The organism is Aeribacillus sp. SP014 (assembly GCF_054055575.1).
Window position 1 is genome coordinate 1561055 of record NZ_JBSRXI010000001.1, and the last position, 20836, is coordinate 1581890.

22 protein-coding genes, 1 pseudogene and 1 riboswitch are annotated in these 20836 nt (G+C 40.7%); of the genes and pseudogenes, 22 read left to right on the forward strand and 1 reads right to left on the reverse strand.

The window, feature by feature from the left end:
• Window positions 1-19: 19 nt before the first annotated feature.
• From ACVIJU_RS07705 to ACVIJU_RS07715, 3 genes and pseudogenes are all read left to right on the forward strand, one after another.
• A complete protein-coding gene (locus tag ACVIJU_RS07705; protein WP_063386844.1) occupies window positions 20-892 on the forward strand; it encodes a LysR family transcriptional regulator in 873 nt (290 codons plus the stop codon).
• Between the two features lie 74 nt (window positions 893-966).
• A complete protein-coding gene (gene dapD, locus ACVIJU_RS07710; RefSeq protein ID WP_063386845.1) occupies window positions 967-1677 on the forward strand; it encodes a 2,3,4,5-tetrahydropyridine-2,6-dicarboxylate N-acetyltransferase in 711 nt (236 codons plus the stop codon).
• Between the two features lie 49 nt (window positions 1678-1726).
• Window positions 1727-2855, forward strand: a pseudogene (locus ACVIJU_RS07715) (N-acetyldiaminopimelate deacetylase).
• Window positions 2856-2953: 98 nt separating this feature from the next.
• On the opposite strand, the gene ACVIJU_RS07720 reads toward ACVIJU_RS07715, so the two are convergent.
• Window positions 2954-3811 (reverse strand): mechanosensitive ion channel family protein, encoded by an 858-nt coding sequence (locus ACVIJU_RS07720; RefSeq protein ID WP_066248002.1) that lies wholly within the window; start codon window positions 3809-3811, stop codon window positions 2954-2956.
• 350 nt (window positions 3812-4161) lie between these two features.
• Here ACVIJU_RS07720 and ACVIJU_RS07725 point away from each other — a divergent pair, with 350 nt between their 5' ends.
• From ACVIJU_RS07725 to ACVIJU_RS07815, 19 genes are all read left to right on the forward strand, one after another.
• On the forward strand, window positions 4162-4710 hold the full coding sequence (locus ACVIJU_RS07725) for a peroxiredoxin (protein WP_063386848.1): 549 nt from the start codon (window positions 4162-4164) through the stop codon (window positions 4708-4710).
• A 92-nt stretch (window positions 4711-4802) separates the two neighbouring features.
• Complete coding sequence (locus ACVIJU_RS07730; protein ID WP_063386849.1) at window positions 4803-5258, forward strand: TlpA family protein disulfide reductase; 456 nt, start codon at window positions 4803-4805, stop codon at window positions 5256-5258.
• Between the two features lie 229 nt (window positions 5259-5487).
• The gene (locus ACVIJU_RS07735) at window positions 5488-6156 is read left to right on the forward strand and encodes a hypothetical protein (RefSeq protein WP_429652798.1); all 669 of its coding nucleotides are present in this window, start codon (window positions 5488-5490) and stop codon (window positions 6154-6156) included.
• A 64-nt stretch (window positions 6157-6220) separates the two neighbouring features.
• Window positions 6221-6321, forward strand: a riboswitch (TPP riboswitch).
• Window positions 6322-6445: 124 nt separating this feature from the next.
• Window positions 6446-7711 carry an acetylornithine deacetylase gene (locus ACVIJU_RS07740; RefSeq protein WP_311067163.1) on the forward strand — a complete coding sequence of 422 codons (1266 nt, stop codon included), beginning with the start codon at window positions 6446-6448 and terminating at the stop codon, window positions 7709-7711.
• Window positions 7708-8421 carry a thiaminase II gene (gene tenA, locus ACVIJU_RS07745; RefSeq protein WP_232515514.1) on the forward strand — a complete coding sequence of 238 codons (714 nt, stop codon included), beginning with the start codon at window positions 7708-7710 and terminating at the stop codon, window positions 8419-8421. The genes ACVIJU_RS07740 and tenA (ACVIJU_RS07745) overlap by 4 nt, the downstream gene beginning before the upstream one ends.
• 17 nt (window positions 8422-8438) lie before the next feature.
• A complete protein-coding gene (gene tenA / locus ACVIJU_RS07750) occupies window positions 8439-9119 on the forward strand; it encodes a thiaminase II (RefSeq protein WP_117016834.1) in 681 nt (226 codons plus the stop codon).
• A 15-nt stretch (window positions 9120-9134) separates the two neighbouring features.
• Complete coding sequence (locus ACVIJU_RS07755; protein WP_063386853.1) at window positions 9135-9710, forward strand: ECF transporter S component; 576 nt, start codon at window positions 9135-9137, stop codon at window positions 9708-9710.
• Between the two features lie 11 nt (window positions 9711-9721).
• The gene (locus ACVIJU_RS07760) at window positions 9722-11179 is read left to right on the forward strand and encodes an ABC transporter ATP-binding protein (RefSeq protein WP_117016832.1); all 1458 of its coding nucleotides are present in this window, start codon (window positions 9722-9724) and stop codon (window positions 11177-11179) included.
• Between the two features lie 11 nt (window positions 11180-11190).
• Window positions 11191-11988 (forward strand): energy-coupling factor transporter transmembrane component T family protein, encoded by a 798-nt coding sequence (locus ACVIJU_RS07765; RefSeq protein WP_456687439.1) that lies wholly within the window; start codon window positions 11191-11193, stop codon window positions 11986-11988.
• A gap of 336 nt (window positions 11989-12324) precedes the next feature.
• Window positions 12325-13572, forward strand: a complete 1248-nt coding sequence (gene urtA, locus ACVIJU_RS07770; RefSeq protein ID WP_117016831.1) for an urea ABC transporter substrate-binding protein — start codon at window positions 12325-12327, stop codon at window positions 13570-13572.
• 24 nt (window positions 13573-13596) lie between these two features.
• The gene (urtB, locus tag ACVIJU_RS07775; RefSeq protein WP_094245564.1) at window positions 13597-14499 is read left to right on the forward strand and encodes an urea ABC transporter permease subunit UrtB; all 903 of its coding nucleotides are present in this window, start codon (window positions 13597-13599) and stop codon (window positions 14497-14499) included.
• Between the two features lie 11 nt (window positions 14500-14510).
• Entirely contained in the window at window positions 14511-15575 is a 1065-nt protein-coding gene (urtC, locus tag ACVIJU_RS07780; protein ID WP_063386858.1) for an urea ABC transporter permease subunit UrtC, read from the forward strand.
• The gene (gene urtD, locus ACVIJU_RS07785) at window positions 15550-16299 is read left to right on the forward strand and encodes an urea ABC transporter ATP-binding protein UrtD (RefSeq protein WP_063386859.1); all 750 of its coding nucleotides are present in this window, start codon (window positions 15550-15552) and stop codon (window positions 16297-16299) included. Before urtC ends, urtD begins: the two co-directional genes overlap by 26 nt.
• Window positions 16293-16994, forward strand: coding sequence for an urea ABC transporter ATP-binding subunit UrtE (urtE, locus tag ACVIJU_RS07790; protein WP_094245567.1), 702 nt, complete (start codon window positions 16293-16295; stop codon window positions 16992-16994). Before urtD ends, urtE begins: the two co-directional genes overlap by 7 nt.
• A 206-nt stretch (window positions 16995-17200) precedes the next feature.
• Window positions 17201-17503 (forward strand): urease subunit gamma, encoded by a 303-nt coding sequence (locus tag ACVIJU_RS07795; protein WP_063386861.1) that lies wholly within the window; start codon window positions 17201-17203, stop codon window positions 17501-17503.
• Window positions 17504-17516: 13 nt separating this feature from the next.
• Window positions 17517-17840, forward strand: coding sequence for an urease subunit beta (locus tag ACVIJU_RS07800; protein WP_063386862.1), 324 nt, complete (start codon window positions 17517-17519; stop codon window positions 17838-17840).
• Window positions 17837-19546 carry an urease subunit alpha gene (ureC, locus tag ACVIJU_RS07805; protein WP_063386863.1) on the forward strand — a complete coding sequence of 570 codons (1710 nt, stop codon included), beginning with the start codon at window positions 17837-17839 and terminating at the stop codon, window positions 19544-19546. Before ACVIJU_RS07800 ends, ureC begins: the two co-directional genes overlap by 4 nt.
• 11 nt (window positions 19547-19557) lie before the next feature.
• Window positions 19558-20007 carry an urease accessory protein UreE gene (ureE, locus tag ACVIJU_RS07810; protein ID WP_063386864.1) on the forward strand — a complete coding sequence of 150 codons (450 nt, stop codon included), beginning with the start codon at window positions 19558-19560 and terminating at the stop codon, window positions 20005-20007.
• Complete coding sequence (locus tag ACVIJU_RS07815) at window positions 20000-20683, forward strand: urease accessory protein UreF (RefSeq protein ID WP_456687440.1); 684 nt, start codon at window positions 20000-20002, stop codon at window positions 20681-20683. The genes ureE and ACVIJU_RS07815 overlap by 8 nt, the downstream gene beginning before the upstream one ends.
• Window positions 20684-20836: the final 153 nt, after the last annotated feature.

Here is a 20836-nt window from a genome sequence, read left to right on the forward strand (position 1 = left end):
CTAAGGAAAGGGTTTAGCGATGCAAATTTCGGAATTGCAAATCCTTGTGACTTTGTCTGAAGAAAAAAATATGAGAAAAGCGGCTGACCGACTTTTTGTTTCCCAGCCTGCTTTGTCGCAGCGTCTTCAGTCGATCGAAAAAGCATGGGGATTTAAAATTTTTTTGCGCTCACAAAAGGGATTGACTCTTACACCGGCAGGAGAAAAAGTTGTCCAGTTTGCAAAAGAAATGATTGAAAAGGAAGAGAAGGTAAGAGAGGAAATCTCTGTTTTGGAAGGAGAAGTGTACGGGACGTTAAAGCTTGCAGTGGCATCCATAATCGGCCAGCACTGGCTTCCAAAAGTTTTGAAAAAATATGTACAAAAATACCCTCAGGCGGAAATTTCACTTATAACCGGGTGGTCAAGCGAAATATTAAAATGTTTATATGAAGATGATATTCATATCGGAATCATACGCGGAAACCCTGATTGGAAAGGTTTTAAACAGCATTTGCTGGAAGATACTTTGTATTTAGTTGACACAGAAATTCAAAGCATCGATGATTTAGTACACACAGAGCGGCCTTTTATTCAATTTAAAAGTGATTCTACATACTATCAAGAAATACAAGAATGGTGGCACAGGCAATTTAAAAACCCGCCAAAAAGGACAATTGTCGTTGATCAGATCGAGACGTGCAAGCAAATGGCGTATCATGGTATAGGCTTTGCGATTTTGCCTTCTGTCAGCATTGATGAAAAGGATGGTTCGATCTTTCGACTGCCGCTCATTGATCATGAAGGAAAGCCGATTAAAAGGGATACTTGGTTGATCGGGCATGAATCATCGTTAAAGCTTAAACAAGTGCAGGCGTTTATGGAAATCGTCCATCAATTTATTAATGAATGATAAATTTGCTTGTCAATTGATTCTTTTCTTTGATACAGTAATGGGGGTACAGAAAAACAGAGAGGAGTATTACGATGAAAATGATGGATGCAAACGAAATTATTTCATTTATACAAAACAGTAAAAAAACGACTCCTGTAAAAGTTTATGTAAAAGGTCAATTAGAAGGAATCAACTTTGGAGAACAGTCCAAAACATTTATTACTGGAAACACAGGCATCATCTTTGGAGAATGGTCTGAAATTGAACAAGCACTAGCAGAAAACAAAGATAAAATTGAAGACTATGTTGTTGAAAATGACCGCCGGAACTCAGCGATCCCGCTTCTTGATTTAAAAGGCGTAAAAGCGAGAATTGAACCAGGTGCAATCATCCGTGATCAAGTGGAAATCGGAGATAATGCGGTCATCATGATGGGGGCAGTGATCAATATCGGCGCCGTCATTGGTGAAGGAACGATGATTGACATGAATGCAACATTGGGCGGTCGTGCAACGGTTGGTAAAAACTGCCACATTGGTGCCGGAGCGGTTTTAGCTGGTGTAATTGAGCCGCCTTCTGCAAAACCTGTCGTAATCGAAGATGATGTTTTGATCGGAGCAAACGCCGTCATTTTAGAAGGTGTAAGGGTAGGAAAAGGCGCGGTTGTTGCAGCTGGTGCTGTTGTAGTGGAAGATGTTGAACCGTACACAGTTGTTGCAGGTGTTCCTGCGAAAAAAATTAAAGATATTGACGAAAAAACGAAAGCGAAAATTGAAATTAAGCAAGAATTGCGGCAGCTCTAAATTCGAAGCGTGGACAGCGTCCACGCTTATCCTTTAGGAGGGGACTCATATGAATAAGGATGCGCTTATTGCCATTCGCCGTGATTTGCATAAAATACCTGAACTCGGATTTCAAGAACATAAAACACAAAAATATTTATTAGATTATATTCATTCGCTGCCGAACGAAAGGCTTGAAGTGAAAACATGGAGAACAGGTATTTTCGTGAAGGTCCATGGAACAAATCCTCGAAAAATGATAGCCTACCGGACAGATATTGACGGATTGCCGATTGAAGAAAAAACGGGGCTTTCATTTCAATCAGAACATCCAGGCTTGATGCATGCTTGCGGTCACGACTTTCATATGACGATCGCTTTGGGGGTTTTAACTCATTTCGCCTATCATCCGATTCAAGATGATCTGCTATTCATCTTTCAGCCGGCAGAAGAAGGGCCCGGCGGTGCAGAGCCGATGCTAAACAGCGAGATTATGCAACAATGGATGCCGGATATGATCACTGCGCTTCACATTGCTCCAGAGCTTCCGGTTGGAACTATCGGAATGAAGCCTGGACTACTTTTTGCTAATACGTCCGAGTTGTTTATCGATTTAACCGGGAAGGGAGGCCATGCCGCTTTTCCGCACACGACACATGATATGGTCGTCGCTGCTTGCTCCCTTGTCACCCAGCTGCAATCCATCGTTAGCCGCAATATAGATCCTTTGGATAGTGCTGTAATTACCATTGGAAAAATTTGCAAGCGGCACGATACAAAATATAATTGCGGATCACGCCAGATTGGAAGGAACGATTCGCACATTTTCTGTCGAATCGATGGAAAAAGTGAAAAAGCGGATTGAAGACATGGTCAAAGGTATAGAAATCGGCTACCAATGCAAAGCAGAAATTGACTGGGGTTCGATGTATTATCAAGTGTGGAATGATGAAGCGTTATCAAAAGAATTTATGGAGTTTGTCCAGAATGAAACAGAAGTTCAACTCCACGTATGCAAAGAAGCGATGACTGGGGAAGATTTCGGCTATATGCTGGCGAAAATTCCGGGATTTATGTTTTGGCTTGGAGTTGATTCTCCTTACGGCCTTCATCATGCGAAGCTTTCACCAAATGAACAAGCAATCTTTAAAGCGGTCGATCTTATTTGTCAATATTTTGAATGGAAAGGCAATAAATAGAAGATTCATAGCCTCCTGCATAAAGCAGGAGCAAAAAAATTAGAAATACGTTCTATACAAACACGAAGTCATAATTAAAAAGGAAAGGGGATGAGAGATCATCCTCTTTCCTTTTGCTGCTCGTTCTTATGAATCATCACTTGATGAGGGAACGGAATTTCGATGCCGTTTTCATCAAGCACTTCTTTCAGCCGTTTCCGGAGCTTTCTTTCAACAGCCCACTGCTCCATGTTTTTCGTTTTGGCGATGATGCGGATAATCACATCAGACGTGCCGAAATTTTGCACGCCTAAAACGTCCGGACCCTCCACAACCTCTTCAGTTTCTTTTGCAAATTGGTCGCAAGCTTCTTGAAGAATGGACATGACCCGATTTAAGTCTTCATTATACGATATGCTGATATCAACGAGGGCTTGCATATTTCCTCTAGAATGATTGGAAAGGCCGACAATCTGCCTGTTTGGAACATAATGCAATGTGCCGTCAAAGCCTCGGATTTGCGTCGTTCGTAAACCGACAGCTTCCACAATGCCTGAATAATTGCCTGTAGTGACATAATCTCCAACATCAAGTTGTTTTTCTAGGAGAAGGAAAAATCCTGTCACAACATCGCTGACGAGCCCTTGAGCTCCAAAGCCGATCGCAAGACCAACAACCCCAGCCCCGGCTAAAAGCGCTGTGACATTGTAGCCAAACACTTGAAAAACGGTAACAATAAAAATGAAAAACAGGGCATAATGAAAGAAATTCAAAACTAATGTTTGCAGCGTTTTAGCCCGCGTGGTGGAAATTTCCTTCCGATTCTCAAGCCCCTCAAACATTTTGTGAATAATTTTATTGCCGATTGATTTGACGATAATATATGCAATGTAAATTCCAATAAGCTTGGCCAAAACTTCTCCTGATTTTAAAGCCAGATCAGCCCAATCAATAGATTCAAAAAAGTTCAAAACCATTTCCCCTTTCTTTTCAAGCCAATCATTTGGTTATTTGACGGGATCGTGTTAAACTGAATGTACAGTTGAAAGTTTAGCATAGAAAAAGGAATTTTCAATGATTGTTACATTTTTTTAATGATAGCGGCGAAAATTGGAAATAGTATTATTGTTCTCTTCACCGCAATGAAAATGTAAAACAAATTATTTAAATTAATTATTACTTAAAATTGACTAAAATTTTGTTGTTATATATAATAGTAATCGGAGGAAGGATATTGAGAAAATACTCAATTCATTCTCATTTGTTTTTGAAGGAAACGATCAAAAAGTTTCCTTTAAAATAAAATTTTAAAATGGAGGGTTACATAATGGCAGAGCGTTTGGTTGGTAAACAAGCTCCACGTTTTGAAATGGATGCCGTTTTGCCAAACAAAGAGTTTGGTAAAGTAAGCTTGGAAGAAATCATGAAACAAGGAAAATGGACAGTTCTTTTCTTTTATCCAATGGACTTCACTTTCGTTTGTCCAACTGAAATCACAGCTATTTCTGACCGTTATGAAGAATTTGAAGATCTTGATGCAGAAGTGATTGGTGTATCAACTGACACAATTCACACACACTTAGCTTGGATTAAAACTCCTCGCGAAGAGAACGGTTTAGGCGATATTAAATATCCGCTTGCAGCAGATACAAATCATCAAGTATCAAGAGACTACGGCGTTTTAATCGAAGAAGAAGGAGTTGCTCTTCGCGGATTGTTCATCATCAATCCAGAAGGCGAACTTCAATATCAAACAGTATTCCATAACAACATTGGCCGCGATGTTGATGAAACATTGCGTGTACTTCAAGCGCTTCAAACTGGCGGACTTTGCCCAGCAAACTGGAAGCCTGGTCAAGAAACGCTTAAAGTATAATGAAGCTTTTCATTCAAAGGGCCTAGCAGTACGTTAGGCCTTTTTTCAAACGATTATTTTTTTGATATTCATTCTTCAAGGAGGAAACGGAAATGAAATTACGTGAGCCAATGCCTGAATTAGTCGGAGCAACAACTTGGCTGAATGGCGAAGTAACGAAAGAGCAATTAATCGGTGAAAAACCAACATTAATCCATTTTTGGTCAATCAGCTGCCATTTGTGTAAAGAAGCAATGCCGAAAGTAAATGAGTTCCGCGATCAATATAAAGATAAACTGAACGTAGTAGCTGTTCATATGCCTCGCTCCGAAAAGGATTTAGATATTGATGATATTAAAAAAGTAGCGGAAGAACACGGGATTACGCAACCGATCTTTGTAGACAACGAACATAAATTAACCGATGCTTTTGAAAATCAATATGTACCTGCATATTATGTTTTTGACAAAAACGGCATTCTTCGCCACTTCCAAGCAGGAGGAAGCGGAATGAAAATGCTGGAAAAACGTGTTAATCGGGTGTTAGCGGAAACAGAAAACGCTGAATGATTCAACCATCTGCAAAACATTGCAGGTGGTTTTTCATTTTAGAAATACCTTTCCGGCTTTGAAAGGACTTGTTTTTATTGCTTCGAAGCTTTCAAAAGATAAGCATCTCCATTTTCCATTCATCTGACATCCTTTTTCCAGCTCTCAATCCTAAAGAAATGATTCACATTCCAAATCACAACATGCTATAATAAATGATGCTAGTTTGAACAAAAAGGAGCATAGGTGGATGGCAAAACAATCACAAACTTTTTCCATTATGAATCTATTAAAGGTGCTTTTGGCTGTCATCGTTATCCTTTTCCTATTTTATTTGCTTGCGTTTAACGACGTCGTCGTGCGTTTTATATCTCTGCTATTAAATGCATGTTTAGTTGTTCTCGCCTTCCTTGTCTATCGGAAAATAGACTATATGATAAAGATGAAAGAAGAACGAAAAGAGCCTATTCAAACCGAAAAGCTGCCTGATGAAACAGAAATGGCGCGAAAAGAACAGCAATTAAATAAACTGGAGCTTGATAAAACGCAATTGTTGGAGGAGCTATTAACAAAAGCCGGTATCGAAGAGGAAGAAAAACAAAAGTACCGAGCCAAAATTAGAGAAAAAGAGGATGAAGCTTCAAAGCTTCAACAAGAACTGGCATTCATGAAAGGCCGGATTGCCAACTTGATTTTAAAAAGAGATCCTGAGATCGAGCGGATTGTCCTGCTGCTTGATGCGGATTTTATATTAAATCATTCGTTAGTGGAAATTAATCAAAGGTTTCAGGAAATTAGCGGCAGTTTTTCTGAACAATCCATCGAGCATTTGAAAAAGGCTAATTATATTGATCAACATTTGCAATTTACTCGAATTGGTTATCGTGAATTATTAAAGACGGCAAAAAGGATCAATTAACCGTTAGCTTGTATTTTTCTATATTTTATGATTTAATGAAATTAATGAAAATTTCATAATATTAACATACCACTAGGGGAGCCGAAAGGCTGAGAAAGGCGTGTGCCTTGACCCTTTGAACCTGATCTAGATCATGCTAGCGTAGGGAAGTGGTGCAGTAATATCGAAACCTGTCTATGGGTTTTGTATATACTTGCCCGTTCCCTTATATTGGGAACGGGCTTTTTGCATTACATGGCTGGTTGGCAAACCATTTTTCAAAACAAAATGTTAAGAAAGGGGAGACAACGTGTTACAAACGCTATTTCAGCAAATTGATGAAAGGGAAGAAGAACTTCTGAATCTTCTAAAAACACTCGTATCGTTTGAAACGCCGAGCCCTCCGGCAAGAAATGCAAAAGAGGCTCAAAAGTATGTCGCCTCATATTTGGAAGACATCGGCTTTTCCATTGATCAATGGGATTTATATGAACAAGATCCAGTCGTAGTAGGAACGAAAAAAGGAAAAGATCCAGAAAATTACCACAGTTTAATTATTAACGGGCATATTGATGTCGCTTCAATCGAAGAGGGAGAAGAATGGCTAACGCCTCCTTTTGAGGCAACGGTTAAAGGGGATTACATATATGGACGCGGTGTAGCGGATATGAAAGGGGGAATGGCTGCCAGTCTGTTTGCATTAAAGCTGCTGCAAGAAAACGGCATTGAGCCGGGAGGGGATATCATTTTTCAGTCCGTCGTCGGTGAAGAAGTAGGCGAAGCAGGAACAAAATCGTGCTGCGACCGGGGATATCGAGCTGATTTTGCCATCGTTGTCGATTCAAGCAACTGTGAAATACAAGGGCAGGGCGGGGTGATCACGGGCTGGATTACAATTGAAAGCCCCGAGACATTTCACGATGGCACGAGAAGACAAATGATTCATGCCGGCGGGAAGCTTTTTGGGGCAAGCGCGATTGAAAAAATGATGAAAATTATTGAAGGACTGCGAGAGCTTGAACAGCATTGGGCAGTGATGAAAACGAGCAAAGGCTTTCCGCCTGGTTCTGCCACAATTAATCCTGCAGTGATTGAAGGTGGAAGGCACGCCGCTTTTGTGGCCGATAAATGTTCCCTTTGGATTACCGTTCACTATTACCCGGAAGAGCATTATGTAGAGGTGATCCGGGAAATTGAAGAACATATCCATCATGTTGCAATGGCTGATCCATGGCTTCGGAAATATCCTCCGAAATTTAAATGGGGCGGCACATCGATGATTGAAGATCGAGGAGAAATTTTCCCAGCTTTTTCATATGACGAACATTCACTCGGAGTGAAAACATTACAAAAAGCACATAAACTGGCATTTAATGAGGAAGCAAAGCTGACGATGTCCCCTACTGTGACAGACGGCGGCTGGCTGAGTGAAGCGGGAATTCCCGTCGTTTTATATGGACCGGGCACGCTTGAAGATGCACACTCGGTGAATGAAAAGCTGTCCATCCCCCAATTAAAAACATTTACAAAATCGCTGATCGCGTTTTTATTTGATTGGTATCAGAAAAAACGATGACAATTACAAAAGCTGCGAAAGGGGTAATTCAAATGTTTACAGACCGATTGTATAAAACTGCAAAACCGATTTGGGAAGCGAGTTACCATCATCCGTTTGTTCAAGGAATCGGCAATGGGACGCTGGATATCGACAAATTTCGCTTTTTTATGGAGCAGGATTATCTTTATTTAATCGAATACTGCCGCCTGTTTGCCCTTGGAAGCTTAAAGGCTCACAATCTTCAAACAATGACAGTTTTTGCTGATCTTCTACATTCGACGTTAAAAGTGGAAATGGATTTGCATCGTCAATACGCTGAAAGAATAGGAATAGAGAAGGAAAAATTAGAACAAGTTCAGCCTGCTGCTACAACCGTTGCATATACGAGCTATATGTTAAATGTGTCGCAGCGAGGATCATTGGCAGAACTGGTTGCCGCAGTCCTTCCATGTACATGGAGCTATTATGAAATCGGCACACGCTTACATGAGATTCCTGGTGCTAGTGAACATGAGTTTTACGGCGAGTGGGTAAAAATGTACGCATCAACAGAATTCGGTGAATTGGCAAAATGGCTGAAAGATTTAATGAATGAGCTTGCAGAAGGAAAACGGGAAGAAGAATTGAAATGGCTGGAAGATATTTTTGTCACAACGAGCAAATACGAATATATGTTTTGGGAAATGTCTGAACGAAAAGAAATGTGGCCAATCGAAATCAATTCTTAATATAGGAGAGAATGAACATGAAATTTACTGAAAAAATTCGAACAAAAGCAGATCCGATATGGCAGGCCAGCTTCGATCATCCATTTGTAAAAGGTATTGCCGATGGGAGTTTGCCGCTTGAATGTTTTCGTTATTACGTTTTGCAAGATTCGTATTATTTAAGCCATTTTGCAAAAGTGCAATCGTATGGAGCGGCAAAAGCAAACGATTTATATACGACATCGCGAATGGCTCAGCATGCACAAGGAACATTTGAAGCGGAATTATCTCTTCATGAAACATTTGCCAAACAGCTGGGAATCACAGAGGAGGAGAAGGCGAATTTTAAGCCGGCCCCAACGGCGTACGCCTATACTTCCCATTTATATCGAGCGGCGATCAACGGTCACTTAGGCGATATTATTGCTGCAATACTTCCGTGCTATTGGCTATATTACGAAATTGGCGAAAAATTAAAAGATGCGAAGCCAAAAGAACCGATTTATCAACAATGGATTGCGGCTTATGGGGGCGATTGGTTTAAGCAGCTTGTCGAAGAACAAATTGACAGGCTGGATGAAATCGCACAACAAACGATAGAAGCCGATCTAAAAAGAATGGAAGAGCATTTTATCATCAGCAGTCAATATGAATTAGCGTTTTGGGAAATGGCTTATCGTTTAGAAAAATGGGAAGTGGAACTAAAAATCAGTCAATAAAGGAGTTTGATCATAATGAAAGGATTAAAACTGACAGACATTCTAGTAACAATTGTTATTTCGATCGTTTTTGGAATTGTTTATAAACTATGGGGACCGCTTTACTATGCGGTCAAGCCGATCGGGCTGCATGTCGACCAGCTCATATACGGTATGTGGTTTATTGCTGCGACGGTCGCCTTTCTTATTATTCGCAAGCCCGGAGTAGCGCTGATAGCGGAAACAGCAGCGGCATCTGCAGAATTTATAACCGGCTCTGAATTCGGCATAGAGGTTCTTCTATACGGAATCGTCCAAGGACTATTTGCAGAGATCATTTTTGCGATATTTCGATATAAAAAGTTTAATATCGGTGTTGTCATGCTGGCTGCAGCCGCTTCAGCAGCTGGTTCGCTAATTATGGATCTTTATAAAGGCTATATAGATGACTTAGTATTTTGGAACTTGCTATTATTCATTGGAGCTCGATTGATTGGCTCAATCATTATTGCCGGCGCGTTTGCCTATTATCTAGTGAAATCTTTGGAAGCAACAGGAGTGACTAATTTAGTAAGACCTGCGTCGCATGAAGATTATGACGCACTGAACTAGAGGTGGCAAACATGGATCTAGTATGCGAAGTGAAAAATTTACGATTAAAATATCCTGGAGAGGAATCCTTGCTTTTTAAGGATGTATCCTCTTCTTTCTATAAGGGAGAAAAAGTCTTGCTTCTTGGTCCTTCCGGCTGTGGGAAATCGACGTTTTTGCAAGTGTTAAGCGGTTTAATTCCAAAATCTATTGAAGTGCCGATGAAAGCAGAAAAAATCTTGACCCCGTCATCTTGGGGATATGTGTTTCAAGATCCTGACACGCAATTTTGCATGCCGTATGTAGATGAAGAAATGGCTTTTGTTTTGGAAAATTTGCAAGTGAAAAGAGAACAAATGCATGAAAAAATGCGAGTTTACCTGGAAATGGTCGGCCTTCATTTTGATGATCTTCATATCAGCATTCAATCATTGTCAGGCGGGATGAAGCAACGGCTGGCGATCGCCACTGTTTTAGCATTGCATCCAGACGTGTTATTTTTGGACGAGCCGACTGCAATGCTGGATCCGGAAGGGACAAAAGCGGTATGGGACACGATGAAACAAGCAGCTCAAGATAAAACAGTTATCATCGTTGAACATAAAATTGATCATGTTCTTGACTTTGTCGACCGCATACTTTTATTTAATCAAAAAGGACAAATCGTCGCAGACGGTCCGAAAGAACAAATTTTTTCTCGGTATCGGAAAGAAATTCGCGAAGACGGCATTTGGTATCCCGGTGTATGGGAGGATTATCTTCGTGATAAGCAGGGGTATTACAAAAAAACCTCTTTAAAAGAACAGGTCGTGATTGAGCTCGAGCAATTTAAAGGATATCGAAAGAAGGAAGTCAAAATCGATGTACCGTATGGAAAGGTTCATGCAGGTGAATGGATTGCGATAGTGGGGAAAAACGGCGCCGGAAAGAGCACTTTGTTACATTCATTGATGCAGTTTATACAAACGACCGGCACTTATTTGCTGTTAGAAAAAGAAGCAAAGAAAATAAAAAAGCTTTCCAACATGCTGTCGTTCGTTTTTCAAAATCCGGAATTTCAATTTGTCACCAATTCAGTTTACGATGAAATTGCTTATTCGTTGAGGATTGAACGGATGAAAGAAGAAGAGATACGAACAAAAGTAGAAGAAATGCTCGAATTATTTCATTTACAGAAGCACCGGCATCAACACCCGTATCAGCTTTCAATGGGACAAAAAAGAAGATTGAGTGTTGCCGCTTCAATTGTCAAAAAACAGCCGATCATGCTTTTAGATGAACCGACTTTTGGGCAAGACTCATCCAATACATTTCAGCTTCTGGAGCTTTTAGAACATTATCGCAAACAAGGGTCTACCATTTTGATGGTGACACATGATGAGCAAATAGCAAAACATATGGCGACAAGAATTTGGCGGATCGAAGGCGGGAAGCTCGTAGAGGATGAAATTCATTCTTGTGAGGATGAGCAGATGTATGTTCAGATATAGGGGGATCTACAATGGATTTTGACATAAAAGAAACATGGCTGCATAAAATCAACCCGAGCTTAAAGCTATTGTTTCTTATCGTTTTATTTATTAGTGTTCTGTTTATTCACAACATTAATTTTTTAATCAACTACACAGTTGCCGCCTTTCTTTTATTTGCTTTTTTTACCGGTCATCCGATGAAGCGCATACTTTTATTGCTGATTCCATTCGTGCTTATTTTTGTGTCGACTGCTACCTCCATGATCTTTTTTGGAAAAGGTGAGACAACATGGTGGAAACGGGGGCTGATCCATATTACAGAAGAAAGCTTTTATCGCGGTCTTCATTTAGGATTTCGTGCCCTTATCTTCGCTCTGCTTGGGTTAATGTTTTCGTTAACGACAAGACCGGTTTTTTTATTTTATTCGTTAATGCAGCAATTAAAGTTGAAGCCTAAATATGCTTACAGCTTTATGGCAGGCATTCGTTTAATCCCTATTATGATCGAAGAGTTTCAAACAATACGGCAAGCGATGATTGTAAGAGGTGTTGAACAAAGAAAAGGCTTAGCGAATTTTTTTCATAAATTGAAAGCATACTCGATTCCGCTGCTATCGCAAAGCATTCGCAGAGCGCACAGAATTGCTGTAGCGATGGAGGCGAAAAGATTTTCGAATGACACAAAAAGAACGTTTTACTACGAAATCGGGTTTTCCAAATACGATCTTTGCTTTGTCCTTTATTTTATAATCGCTATTTTGTTAAGCTACTATGCAGCTAAGATGCTTCCGTTTTTCCCGGTTACAGATGTAAGGTATATTGAATAAATGGCAGCCGGCTGCAAAATGCTTTTTCATAATCGCTGCATGGTAGATTTAAATGATTGAATAGTCCCGAAAGCATCCAAGTAAAGTGATTGTCCCAACTTACGAAACGATGGACAGTGTCAAACAATTTTTTCTGAAAAGGAACAAGAAGTAAACCATTTTGAAGCAAAAAGTGAATGAGTTTGTTTGATGAAAAAGAGCCTCTAGGGGAAACACCTAGAGGTATTTTTTTTGAAAAATCATGTTAACATTTTTTCCGTACTTGTTGTATGAAGGAAAGAGAATCGGTATTTTTGTTATATAAAATTACATAAAGTGTTAAAAAGGGGGACAATAATGAAAAAAATTTTTTTATTTCTAACGGTTTTCTCTGTAATTTTCGCAAGTGGATGTGCCATGTCTTCTGCTTTAGAGGAAAAGGAATCAAGCGATGGACAGAATAGCGAACAAAATGAAACGGATGTTGTGAAAGTCGGTATTCTCCATTCATTAAGCGGCACGATGGCGATCAGTGAAGTTTCTTTAAAGGACGCAGAATTAATGGCGATTGAAGAAATTAACAACTCAGGCGGGCTTTTAGGAAAGAAAATTGAACCGGTTATTGAAGACGGCGCATCTGACTGGCCGACTTTTGCTGAGAAAGCAAAGAAATTACTGCAACAGGATAAGGTAGCGACGATTTTTGGCGGCTGGACTTCCGCAAGCAGAAAGGCCATGCTGCCGGTAGTCGAACAAAATAAAGGCTTGCTTTGGTACCCCGTTCAATATGAAGGAATGGAATCTTCTCCGAACATTTTTTATACGGGGGCGACCACCAATCAACAAATTGTGCCTGCTGTCAGCTGGCTGTTAAACAATAAAGGGAAGAAGTTTTTTTTAATTGGCTCGGATTATGTGTTTCCGCGCACGGCAAACAGTATTATTAAAGCACAATTAAAAGCTGAAGGCGGAGAGGTAGTTGTCGAAGAATATACACCTTTAGGACATACTGATTACAGCACGGTCATCAATAAAATGAAAAAAGTGAAACCTGACGTAGTCTTTAATACATTAAATGGAGACAGCAATGTCGCCTTTTTCAAACAATTGAAGGATGCCGGAATCACATCGAAGGATGTTACTGTGATGTCGGTCAGCATTGCTGAAGAAGAAATTCGAGGAATCGGCGGTGAAGTATTAGCCGGCCACTTAGCGGTATGGAATTATTTCCAGACAACGGATACACCAGAAAACAAAGCGTTTGTTGAAAAATATAAAGAAGCTTATGGTGAAGAGCGTGTAACGGATGATCCGATTGAGGCGGCTTACATAGCTGTTCATTTATGGGCAGAAGCAGTAAAAAAAGCGGGATCTTTTGAGGTTGAAAAGGTCAAGGAAGCTGCGAAGGGAATCGAGTACAAAGCTCCGGGCGGCACGGTAAAAATAGAAGGGGAGAATCAGCATCTGTGGAAAACAGTAAGAATCGGCGAAATTCAACCGGACGGCCAATTTAAAGAAATTTGGAATTCTGGTGAGCCGGTGAAGCCGGATCCGTATTTAAAAAGCTATTCTTGGGCGGAAAAATTATCTAAAAATAATGAATAATCTAAATTGATAGGAGTGAACAGCTTGTCAATTTTCATCAGTCAACTGTTTAACGGGCTGAGCCTTGGATCGATCATGTTATTGATCGCCCTTGGCTTAGCTATAACGTTTGGCTTAATGAATGTCATCAACATGGCCCACGGTGAATTAATTATGGTCGGTGCGTATGCAACCTATGTAATGCAGCTCATTTTTTCTAAATATTTGCCGGAAAACTTGTTTAATTATTACTACTTTATTGCTATACCGATTTCATTTCTCGTTGCTTCGTTTATCGGTTATCTGCTTGAAAAAGGAATCATTCGTTTTCTATATAATCGACCAACAGACAGTCTTTTGGCCACTTGGGGAATTAGTTTGATTTTGCAGCAGATTGCCAGATCCATATTTGGCGCTCCGAATGTTGCGGTTGTTGCACCTGCTTGGATGGATGGAGGCTGGCAAATATTTGGTATTACATTGCCTTATAAAAGGTTGTTGATTTTATCTCTGTCAATCGTTTGTATCGCTTTGCTTTATTATTATTTAAACAAAACGTCTACCGGTTTAAGAATAAGAGCGGTCACGATGAATAGAAATATGGCCTCTTGTTTAGGAATTTTTACAAGAAAAATAGATTCTCTAGGCTTTGCTCTCGGAGCTGGATTAGCCGGAATCGCTGGCTGTAGCTTAACTTTATTAGGACCGATCGGCCCTACAATTGGAACGTACTATATTGTCGATGCGTTTATGGTTGTCATTTTAGGAGGAATTGGCGGATTGAAAGGGACGATTATCGGCGCATTTGGCATTGGAATGCTTAGCACTGTTGTTGAATATTCCTTCGGCGCCACGATGGCAAAAGTCATTGTATTTGCAGTGATCATTTTATTTTTGCAGTGGAAACCGTTAGGTATTTTCTCTTATCGCACAAGGGCATTGGATTAGGAGGACGGATTATGCGCAGAAAACAAATGATTTATCTGTTATTTTTCCTGATTTTACTTCTGGCCCCGTTTTATTTAACCGAATTCCGCTTAGCATTGCTCGGAAAATTTCTTTGCTATGCGATCATTGCAGTAGGAATCTGTCTTATTTGGGGGTACACCGGGATATTAAGCTTAGGTCACGGCGTGTATTTTGGGATTGGAGCTTATTGCATGGCGATGTATTTAAAATTGGAGGCTTCAAAAGGAGCGTTGCCGGATTTTATGGAATGGAACGGAGTGCAGGAGCTCCCGTGGTTTTGGAAGCCCTTCTTTAATCCTTTCTTTTCCATAATGGCAGCAATTTTCATACCAGCTATGCTGGCAGCGGTTTTGGGCATGCTTACGTTTAAAAACCGGATCAAAGGCGTCTATTTTTCTCTTTTGTCACAGGCAGTCGTTGTTGTCGTCGTCACACTTTTAATTGCCAAACAGGATTTGACAGGCGGTACAAACGGATTAACCAATTTTAGCACCGTTTTTGGGTTTTCTTTATCCTCACCAATGGTACAAATTGTTTTATATGCTATTACCGTTTTCGCTTTGTTTGCCATTTTTATGTTATCTGTTTGGATTACCAAAAGCAGACTTGGCCATGTATTAATTGCCATTCGGGACGGCGAAAACCGCCTTCGGTTTTTAGGATTTGATCCGGCTGTTTTTAAAGTGTTTATTTACAGTTTATCGGCTTCGTTTGCCGGAATAGCTGGCGCGTTGTTTGTTTTGCAGGTCGGTCTCATTTCTCCTTCGATGATGGATATTATCCCTTCAATTGAAATGGTTTTATGGGTAGCCATCGGCGGTCGTCATTCGTTATTCGGCGCCATAATCGGAGCAATTTTAACAAACGGAGCCAAAAGCTTTTTCAGTGAAACATATCCGGATGTTTGGCTTTTCTGCTTAGGCATTCTATTCATTTTGATCGTTGTTTTTTTCCCGAAAGGAATTGCCGGGTTGTTCGAAGCTTTTCCAAAGCGTATTGCGAAATTTTTTGAAAAAGGTGTGAAAAAAGGTGAATCCGATTCTGTCGTGTCATGATATTATTGTTGATTTTGACGGCTTTAAAGCGCTTCAAGGTGTCAATTTAGATGTTCATCACGGAGAAATTCGTTTTTTAATTGGTCCGAATGGTGCGGGCAAAACGACTCTTCTTGATGTCATCTGCGGCAAAACAAAAGCAGCAGATGGAAAAGTGATGTTTCAAGGAGTAGATTTGACAAAGCGGAGAGAGCACGAAATCGTTCGGCATGGAATCGCTAGAAAATTTCAAAATCCGTCCGTTTTTACTGAATTAACCGTATTTGAAAACATGGAGTTATCGATCAAACAAAATAGAAATCTTTTTTCCGTTATGAAGGCGAAATTAACCGCGGATGAAAAAGACGAAATTACGGCAATGCTTGAGAGAACCGATCTTTTAGATCGAGCTTATGACCCAGCAGGCTTGCTGTCCCACGGCCAGAAACAATGGCTTGAAATCGGCATGCAGCTGCTGCAAAAACCGGAAGTTTTACTTCTTGATGAACCGATTGCCGGCATGACTGGGGCGGAAAGGGAAAAAACCGGCTTGTTTATTCAAGAAATAGCTGAGAAATGCGCAGTGCTGATTGTTGAACATGATATGGATTTTGTTCGGAATTTTGCTGAACAGGTAACAGTTATGCATGAAGGGAAAATTTTGTGTGAAGGTTCCATGGAGGAAGTGCAGCAAAATGAGCTTGTTGCAGAGGTTTATTTAGGAAGGGAGGCAAAGGTGTGCTAAAAATATCTAGTTTGAAAGCAGGATATGATGAAACGATGGTGTTGAATAATGTTCATCTTGAAGTTGAAAAAGGAAAGGTCGTTTCCATTCTGGGAAGAAACGGGGCGGGAAAAACAACATTGATCAAAACGATTGTTGGATTGTTAAAGCCGATGGACGGGACTATTTATTGGAATGATCAGGAAATTACACATGAGCTTCCGGAAAGGAGGGCAAAAAAAGGAATCGGATATGTTCCCCAAGGCAGGGAGATTTTCTCTTCGCTGACTGTGGAAGAAAATCTCATTTTAGGCTTTGAAGCTGTTTCGAAAAAGATAGAAAAAACGCTTGTTTTAGAGGAAATTTTCGAGCTTTTTCCTGTTTTAAAGGAAATGTTGAAGAGAAAAGGAGGAGATTTAAGCGGCGGGCAGCAGCAGCAATTGGCCATTGCGAGGGCGCTTGCCGGGCAGCCCGAGCTATTATTGCTGGACGAACCGATGGAAGGGATTCAACCATCTATAGTAGAGCAAATACAGGAGGTCATTGTAAAAATTGCGTCCAAAAAAGGAATTGGCGTCGTTTTAGTTGAGCACAGCATAGATTCAGCATTTGCCTGTTCTGATGAATACTATATTTTGGACAAAAGAACTGTTGTATCAAAGGGTGTAGTAAAAAACACAAATATTGAAGACATTCAACAATATTTAGTAGTTTAATTTAAAACTTCCTCCTCCCCCTAGAAAAATTTTTTTAAATTTTCCATGTTAAAAAATATAACATAACACTTGGTGTTTCACATAGTGTGAATTATATTTGTAATAAAAAATAACATAAAAACACCTTTTATCTTCAACCCATTGAGGGAAATGGAATGTAAGAAAATCGTGTTATTTTTGATTGTCTGTTAGAAAGGAAGGGTGTTATGAAGCTGACAGCCCGAGAGCAGGAAAAATTGATGGTCGTTGTTGCTGCAGATTTAGCGCGCAGAAGGCAGAGAAAAGGCTTGAAGCTGAACTATGCGGAAGCAGTGGCCATCATCACATATGAGATTATGGAGGGCGCAAGGGAAGGACGGACGGTTTCGGAGTTGATGCAATATGGCACAAAAATTTTAACTAGAGATGATGTGATGGAAGGCGTTCCGGAAATGATCGAAAATATCCAGGTGGAGGCAACATTTCCAGACGGAACGAAGCTTGTAACCGTCCATGATCCGATCCGGTAAAAGAGGTGAAAAAATGATTCCAGGGGAATATCGATTAAAATCAGCTCCGATTGTTTGCAATAAAGGGAAAGAGGCGATCAAGCTCAATGTTGTCAATAGAGGGGACCGTCCAGTACAAGTCGGTTCGCATTTTCATTTTTTTGAAGTAAACAGGGCGCTCGAATTTGACCGGCAGCTGGCGTTCGGCAGGCATTTAAACATTCCGTCCGGAACGGCGGTAAGGTTTGAGCCGGGCGATGCGAAAATCGTAGAGCTCGTTGAATTTTCGGGAAAAAAAGAAGTGTACGGTTTAAATAATTTGACGAACGGACCGTTGACAAAGGAGGCGGACAAATGAGTTTTCAAATGCCGCGCAAACAATATGCCGATATGTTCGGCCCGACAACTGGAGACAGCATTAGATTGGCTGATACGGAACTCTTCATTCAAATCGAAAAAGATTTTACCGTATACGGAGATGAAGTAAAATTCGGCGGTGGGAAAGTGATTCGCGACGGAATGGGACAGCATCCATTTGCCGAAAGGAAAGACGTGATGGATCTTGTTCTCACAAACGCCATTATTATTGATTATACAGGTATTTATAAAGCGGATATCGGCATAAAGGATGGGAAAATTGCCGCGATCGGAAAGGCGGGAAATCCATTATTAATGGATGGCGTCACAATGGTAATCGGAGCTTCAACCGAAATCGTTGCGGCAGAAGGAATGATTGTTACGGCAGGCGGAATCGATACCCATATTCATTTTATATGCCCTCAGCAAATTGAAACAGCTTTGACATCTGGAATTACAACAATGATAGGAGGAGGAACGGGGCCTGCAACAGGGACAAATGCAACGACTTGTACACCGGGTGAATGGAATATTTATAGAATGCTGGAGTCAGTTGAACATTTTCCTATGAATTTCGGCTTTTTAGGGAAAGGAAATTCATCCGGAAAAAAAGCGTTAGAGGAGCAAATCAAAGCAGGTGCAGTTGGTTTAAAACTGCATGAGGACTGGGGTTCAACACCGGCGGCGATCGATCAGTGTTTATCCGTAGCTGACGAGTATGATGTGCAAGTTGCCATCCATACAGATACGTTAAATGAAGCCGGTTTTGTAGAAGACACCATTGCAGCGATTAAAGACCGGGTCATTCATACATACCATACGGAAGGCGCAGGCGGGGGACACGCCCCGGACATTATGAAAATGGCCAGCCTGCCAAACGTTTTGCCTTCTTCGACAAATCCGACAAGACCGTTTACAGTCAACACGCTCGAGGAACATTTAGATATGCTGATGGTTTGCCATCATTTGGATCCGGCTATTCCTGAAGATATCGCCTTCGCCGATTCCCGCATTCGCAAAGAAACGATTGCAGCGGAAGATATTCTTCATGACCTTGGCGTATTCAGCATGATCAGTTCCGACTCGCAAGCGATGGGAAGGGTCGGCGAAGTGATTACGCGGACATGGCAAACCGCAGATAAAATGAAAAAGCAGCGGGGCTCCTTAAAGGGAGACGGCCAAGATCATGACAATTTCAGAGTGAAAAGATATGTGGCAAAATATACGATCAATCCTGCGATTGCCCACGGAATATCTGAATATGTCGGCTCTGTAGAAGTCGGCAAATTGGCGGATTTAGTTGTTTGGAATCCGGCCTTTTTTGGGGTGAAGCCGGAAATGATCATCAAGGGCGGAATGATTGCCTATAGTTTGATGGGAGACCCAAATGCATCCATTCCAACTCCGCAGCCTGTTTATTACCGTCCGATGTTCGGATCATTTGGCAAAGCTGTCTCACAAACATCGATCACATTTTTGTCAAAAGCAGCAATAAAAGCCGGCATTCCCGAAAAGTTAAAGTTGCAAAAATTTGTGAAACCCGTCAAAGGAGTTCGTACATTGACGAAAAAGGACATGGTTTTTAATGGTGAAACTCCTTCTATCGAAGTCGATCCACAAACGTATGAGGTAAAGGTGGACGGTGAATTGATCAATTGTGAGCCGGTTGAAGTTGTTCCGATGGCGCAAAGATATTTTCTGTTTTGAGGTGAAGACGGATGATTATTAAAGAAACACTTGGAAATATTTATGCAAAAGCAGTAAAGGAAAAACATGTGGAGCGCGTCTATTTAAGAAGCGATGATCTGCTCAAAAGAATTCAACGAGTGAAAACAGACCACGGGAACGAAATAGGGATTCGTTTAAAGGAGGAAAAGAAGCTGGCAGATGGTGACATTTTATATGAAGATGAAAACAATATGATCATTATTTCTGTCCTGCCTGAAGATGTCCTTGTCATTTGTCCGGCTACGCTGAAAGAGATGGGAGAAATTGCACATCAAATCGGCAACAGACATTTGCCGGCTCAGTTTGAAGGAAATGAAATGATCGTGCAATACGATCATCTTGTAGAACAACTTGCAAACGAGCTGAACATTCCTTGCAAACGGGAGAAACGAAAAATAAAACAACCTTTTCGATATGTCGGACATCATCACCATGATTGATTGGCTGCCTTTATTGCAGATAAGCGATTCAAACTTTCCTTCCGGAGCCTTCTCCCACTCGTTCGGATTCGAAACATATATTGTTGAGCAGAAAATAAAAGATGCAAGTACATTTAAAAGTTTTTTAAAAACGTACATTGACAAGCAGCTCGTCTATACGGACGGACTGGCTTGCCGGCTTGCATATCAATTTGAAAAAGAAGGGAAACAAGAGGAGCTTTGGAAGCTGGATGAGATTCTTTACGCCAGCTCAATGGCTAAAGAAACGAAAGAAGGGAACCGAAGAATTGGCGAGCAAATGCTGAAGCTTTGTTTAAATATTTACCCTCATCCAACACTGCAACAATATGCTCAAAAAATAAAAGCGAAGAAGCTTTACGGACATGCGGCTCTCGTTTTTGCCATTGTCGGGATAAAAATAGGAGCGGATGAAAAAACAACGCTTGTAACGTATTTGTATTCCACTATTCAAACGCTTGTACAAAACGGAGTCCGCGGCATTCCGATCGGTCAAAAAGAAGGGCAACTGCTATTAAAAGATTTGCAGGAGGATGTGAGGAGAGCTGTTTTAAAAATTGGCAAACTTTCGATCGACGATTTAGGTGCGCAATCACCTGGCCTTGAAATTGCACAAATGAGGCATGAGCAATTGCATGTAAGACTTTTTATGTCTTAACAGACTGTTTTCAGAGTTTCATTATTTTTACAAACTCTCTGCATGCTTGGCTGAAGCGAAAAGGCTGGAAAGCGTAAGAAGCGATCTGCTTCTTTTCAAAAAAAAACTGCAAAGCTTGATCAAAAGATAAGGGGGGAAAGATTTGGGGCTAAT

Excerpts from the sequence above, each read along its gene's own strand:
- ACVIJU_RS07730 (WP_063386849.1), top strand. The coding sequence starts at position 4,803 with ATGAAATTACGTGAGCCAATGCCTGAATTAGTCGGAGCAACAACTTGG.
- ACVIJU_RS07795 (WP_063386861.1), top strand. The coding sequence starts at position 17,201 with ATGAAGCTGACAGCCCGAGAGCAGGAAAAATTGATGGTCGTTGTTGCT.
- ACVIJU_RS07755 (WP_063386853.1), top strand. The coding sequence starts at position 9,135 with ATGAAAGGATTAAAACTGACAGACATTCTAGTAACAATTGTTATTTCG.
- ACVIJU_RS07725 (WP_063386848.1), top strand. The coding sequence starts at position 4,162 with ATGGCAGAGCGTTTGGTTGGTAAACAAGCTCCACGTTTTGAAATGGAT.
- ureC (WP_063386863.1), top strand. The coding sequence starts at position 17,837 with ATGAGTTTTCAAATGCCGCGCAAACAATATGCCGATATGTTCGGCCCG.
- ACVIJU_RS07815 (WP_456687440.1), top strand. The coding sequence starts at position 20,000 with ATGATTGATTGGCTGCCTTTATTGCAGATAAGCGATTCAAACTTTCCT.
- ACVIJU_RS07800 (WP_063386862.1), top strand. The coding sequence starts at position 17,517 with ATGATTCCAGGGGAATATCGATTAAAATCAGCTCCGATTGTTTGCAAT.
- dapD (WP_063386845.1), top strand. The coding sequence starts at position 967 with ATGAAAATGATGGATGCAAACGAAATTATTTCATTTATACAAAACAGT.
- ACVIJU_RS07735 (WP_429652798.1), top strand. The coding sequence starts at position 5,488 with ATGGCAAAACAATCACAAACTTTTTCCATTATGAATCTATTAAAGGTG.
- tenA (WP_117016834.1), top strand. The coding sequence starts at position 8,439 with ATGAAATTTACTGAAAAAATTCGAACAAAAGCAGATCCGATATGGCAG.
- ACVIJU_RS07705 (WP_063386844.1), top strand. The coding sequence starts at position 20 with ATGCAAATTTCGGAATTGCAAATCCTTGTGACTTTGTCTGAAGAAAAA.
- urtA (WP_117016831.1), top strand. The coding sequence starts at position 12,325 with ATGAAAAAAATTTTTTTATTTCTAACGGTTTTCTCTGTAATTTTCGCA.
- ACVIJU_RS07760 (WP_117016832.1), top strand. The coding sequence starts at position 9,722 with ATGGATCTAGTATGCGAAGTGAAAAATTTACGATTAAAATATCCTGGA.
- ACVIJU_RS07720 (WP_066248002.1), bottom strand. The coding sequence starts at position 3,811 with ATGGTTTTGAACTTTTTTGAATCTATTGATTGGGCTGATCTGGCTTTA.
- urtC (WP_063386858.1), top strand. The coding sequence starts at position 14,511 with ATGCGCAGAAAACAAATGATTTATCTGTTATTTTTCCTGATTTTACTT.
- ureE (WP_063386864.1), top strand. The coding sequence starts at position 19,558 with ATGATTATTAAAGAAACACTTGGAAATATTTATGCAAAAGCAGTAAAG.
- ACVIJU_RS07765 (WP_456687439.1), top strand. The coding sequence starts at position 11,191 with ATGGATTTTGACATAAAAGAAACATGGCTGCATAAAATCAACCCGAGC.
- tenA (WP_232515514.1), top strand. The coding sequence starts at position 7,708 with ATGACAATTACAAAAGCTGCGAAAGGGGTAATTCAAATGTTTACAGAC.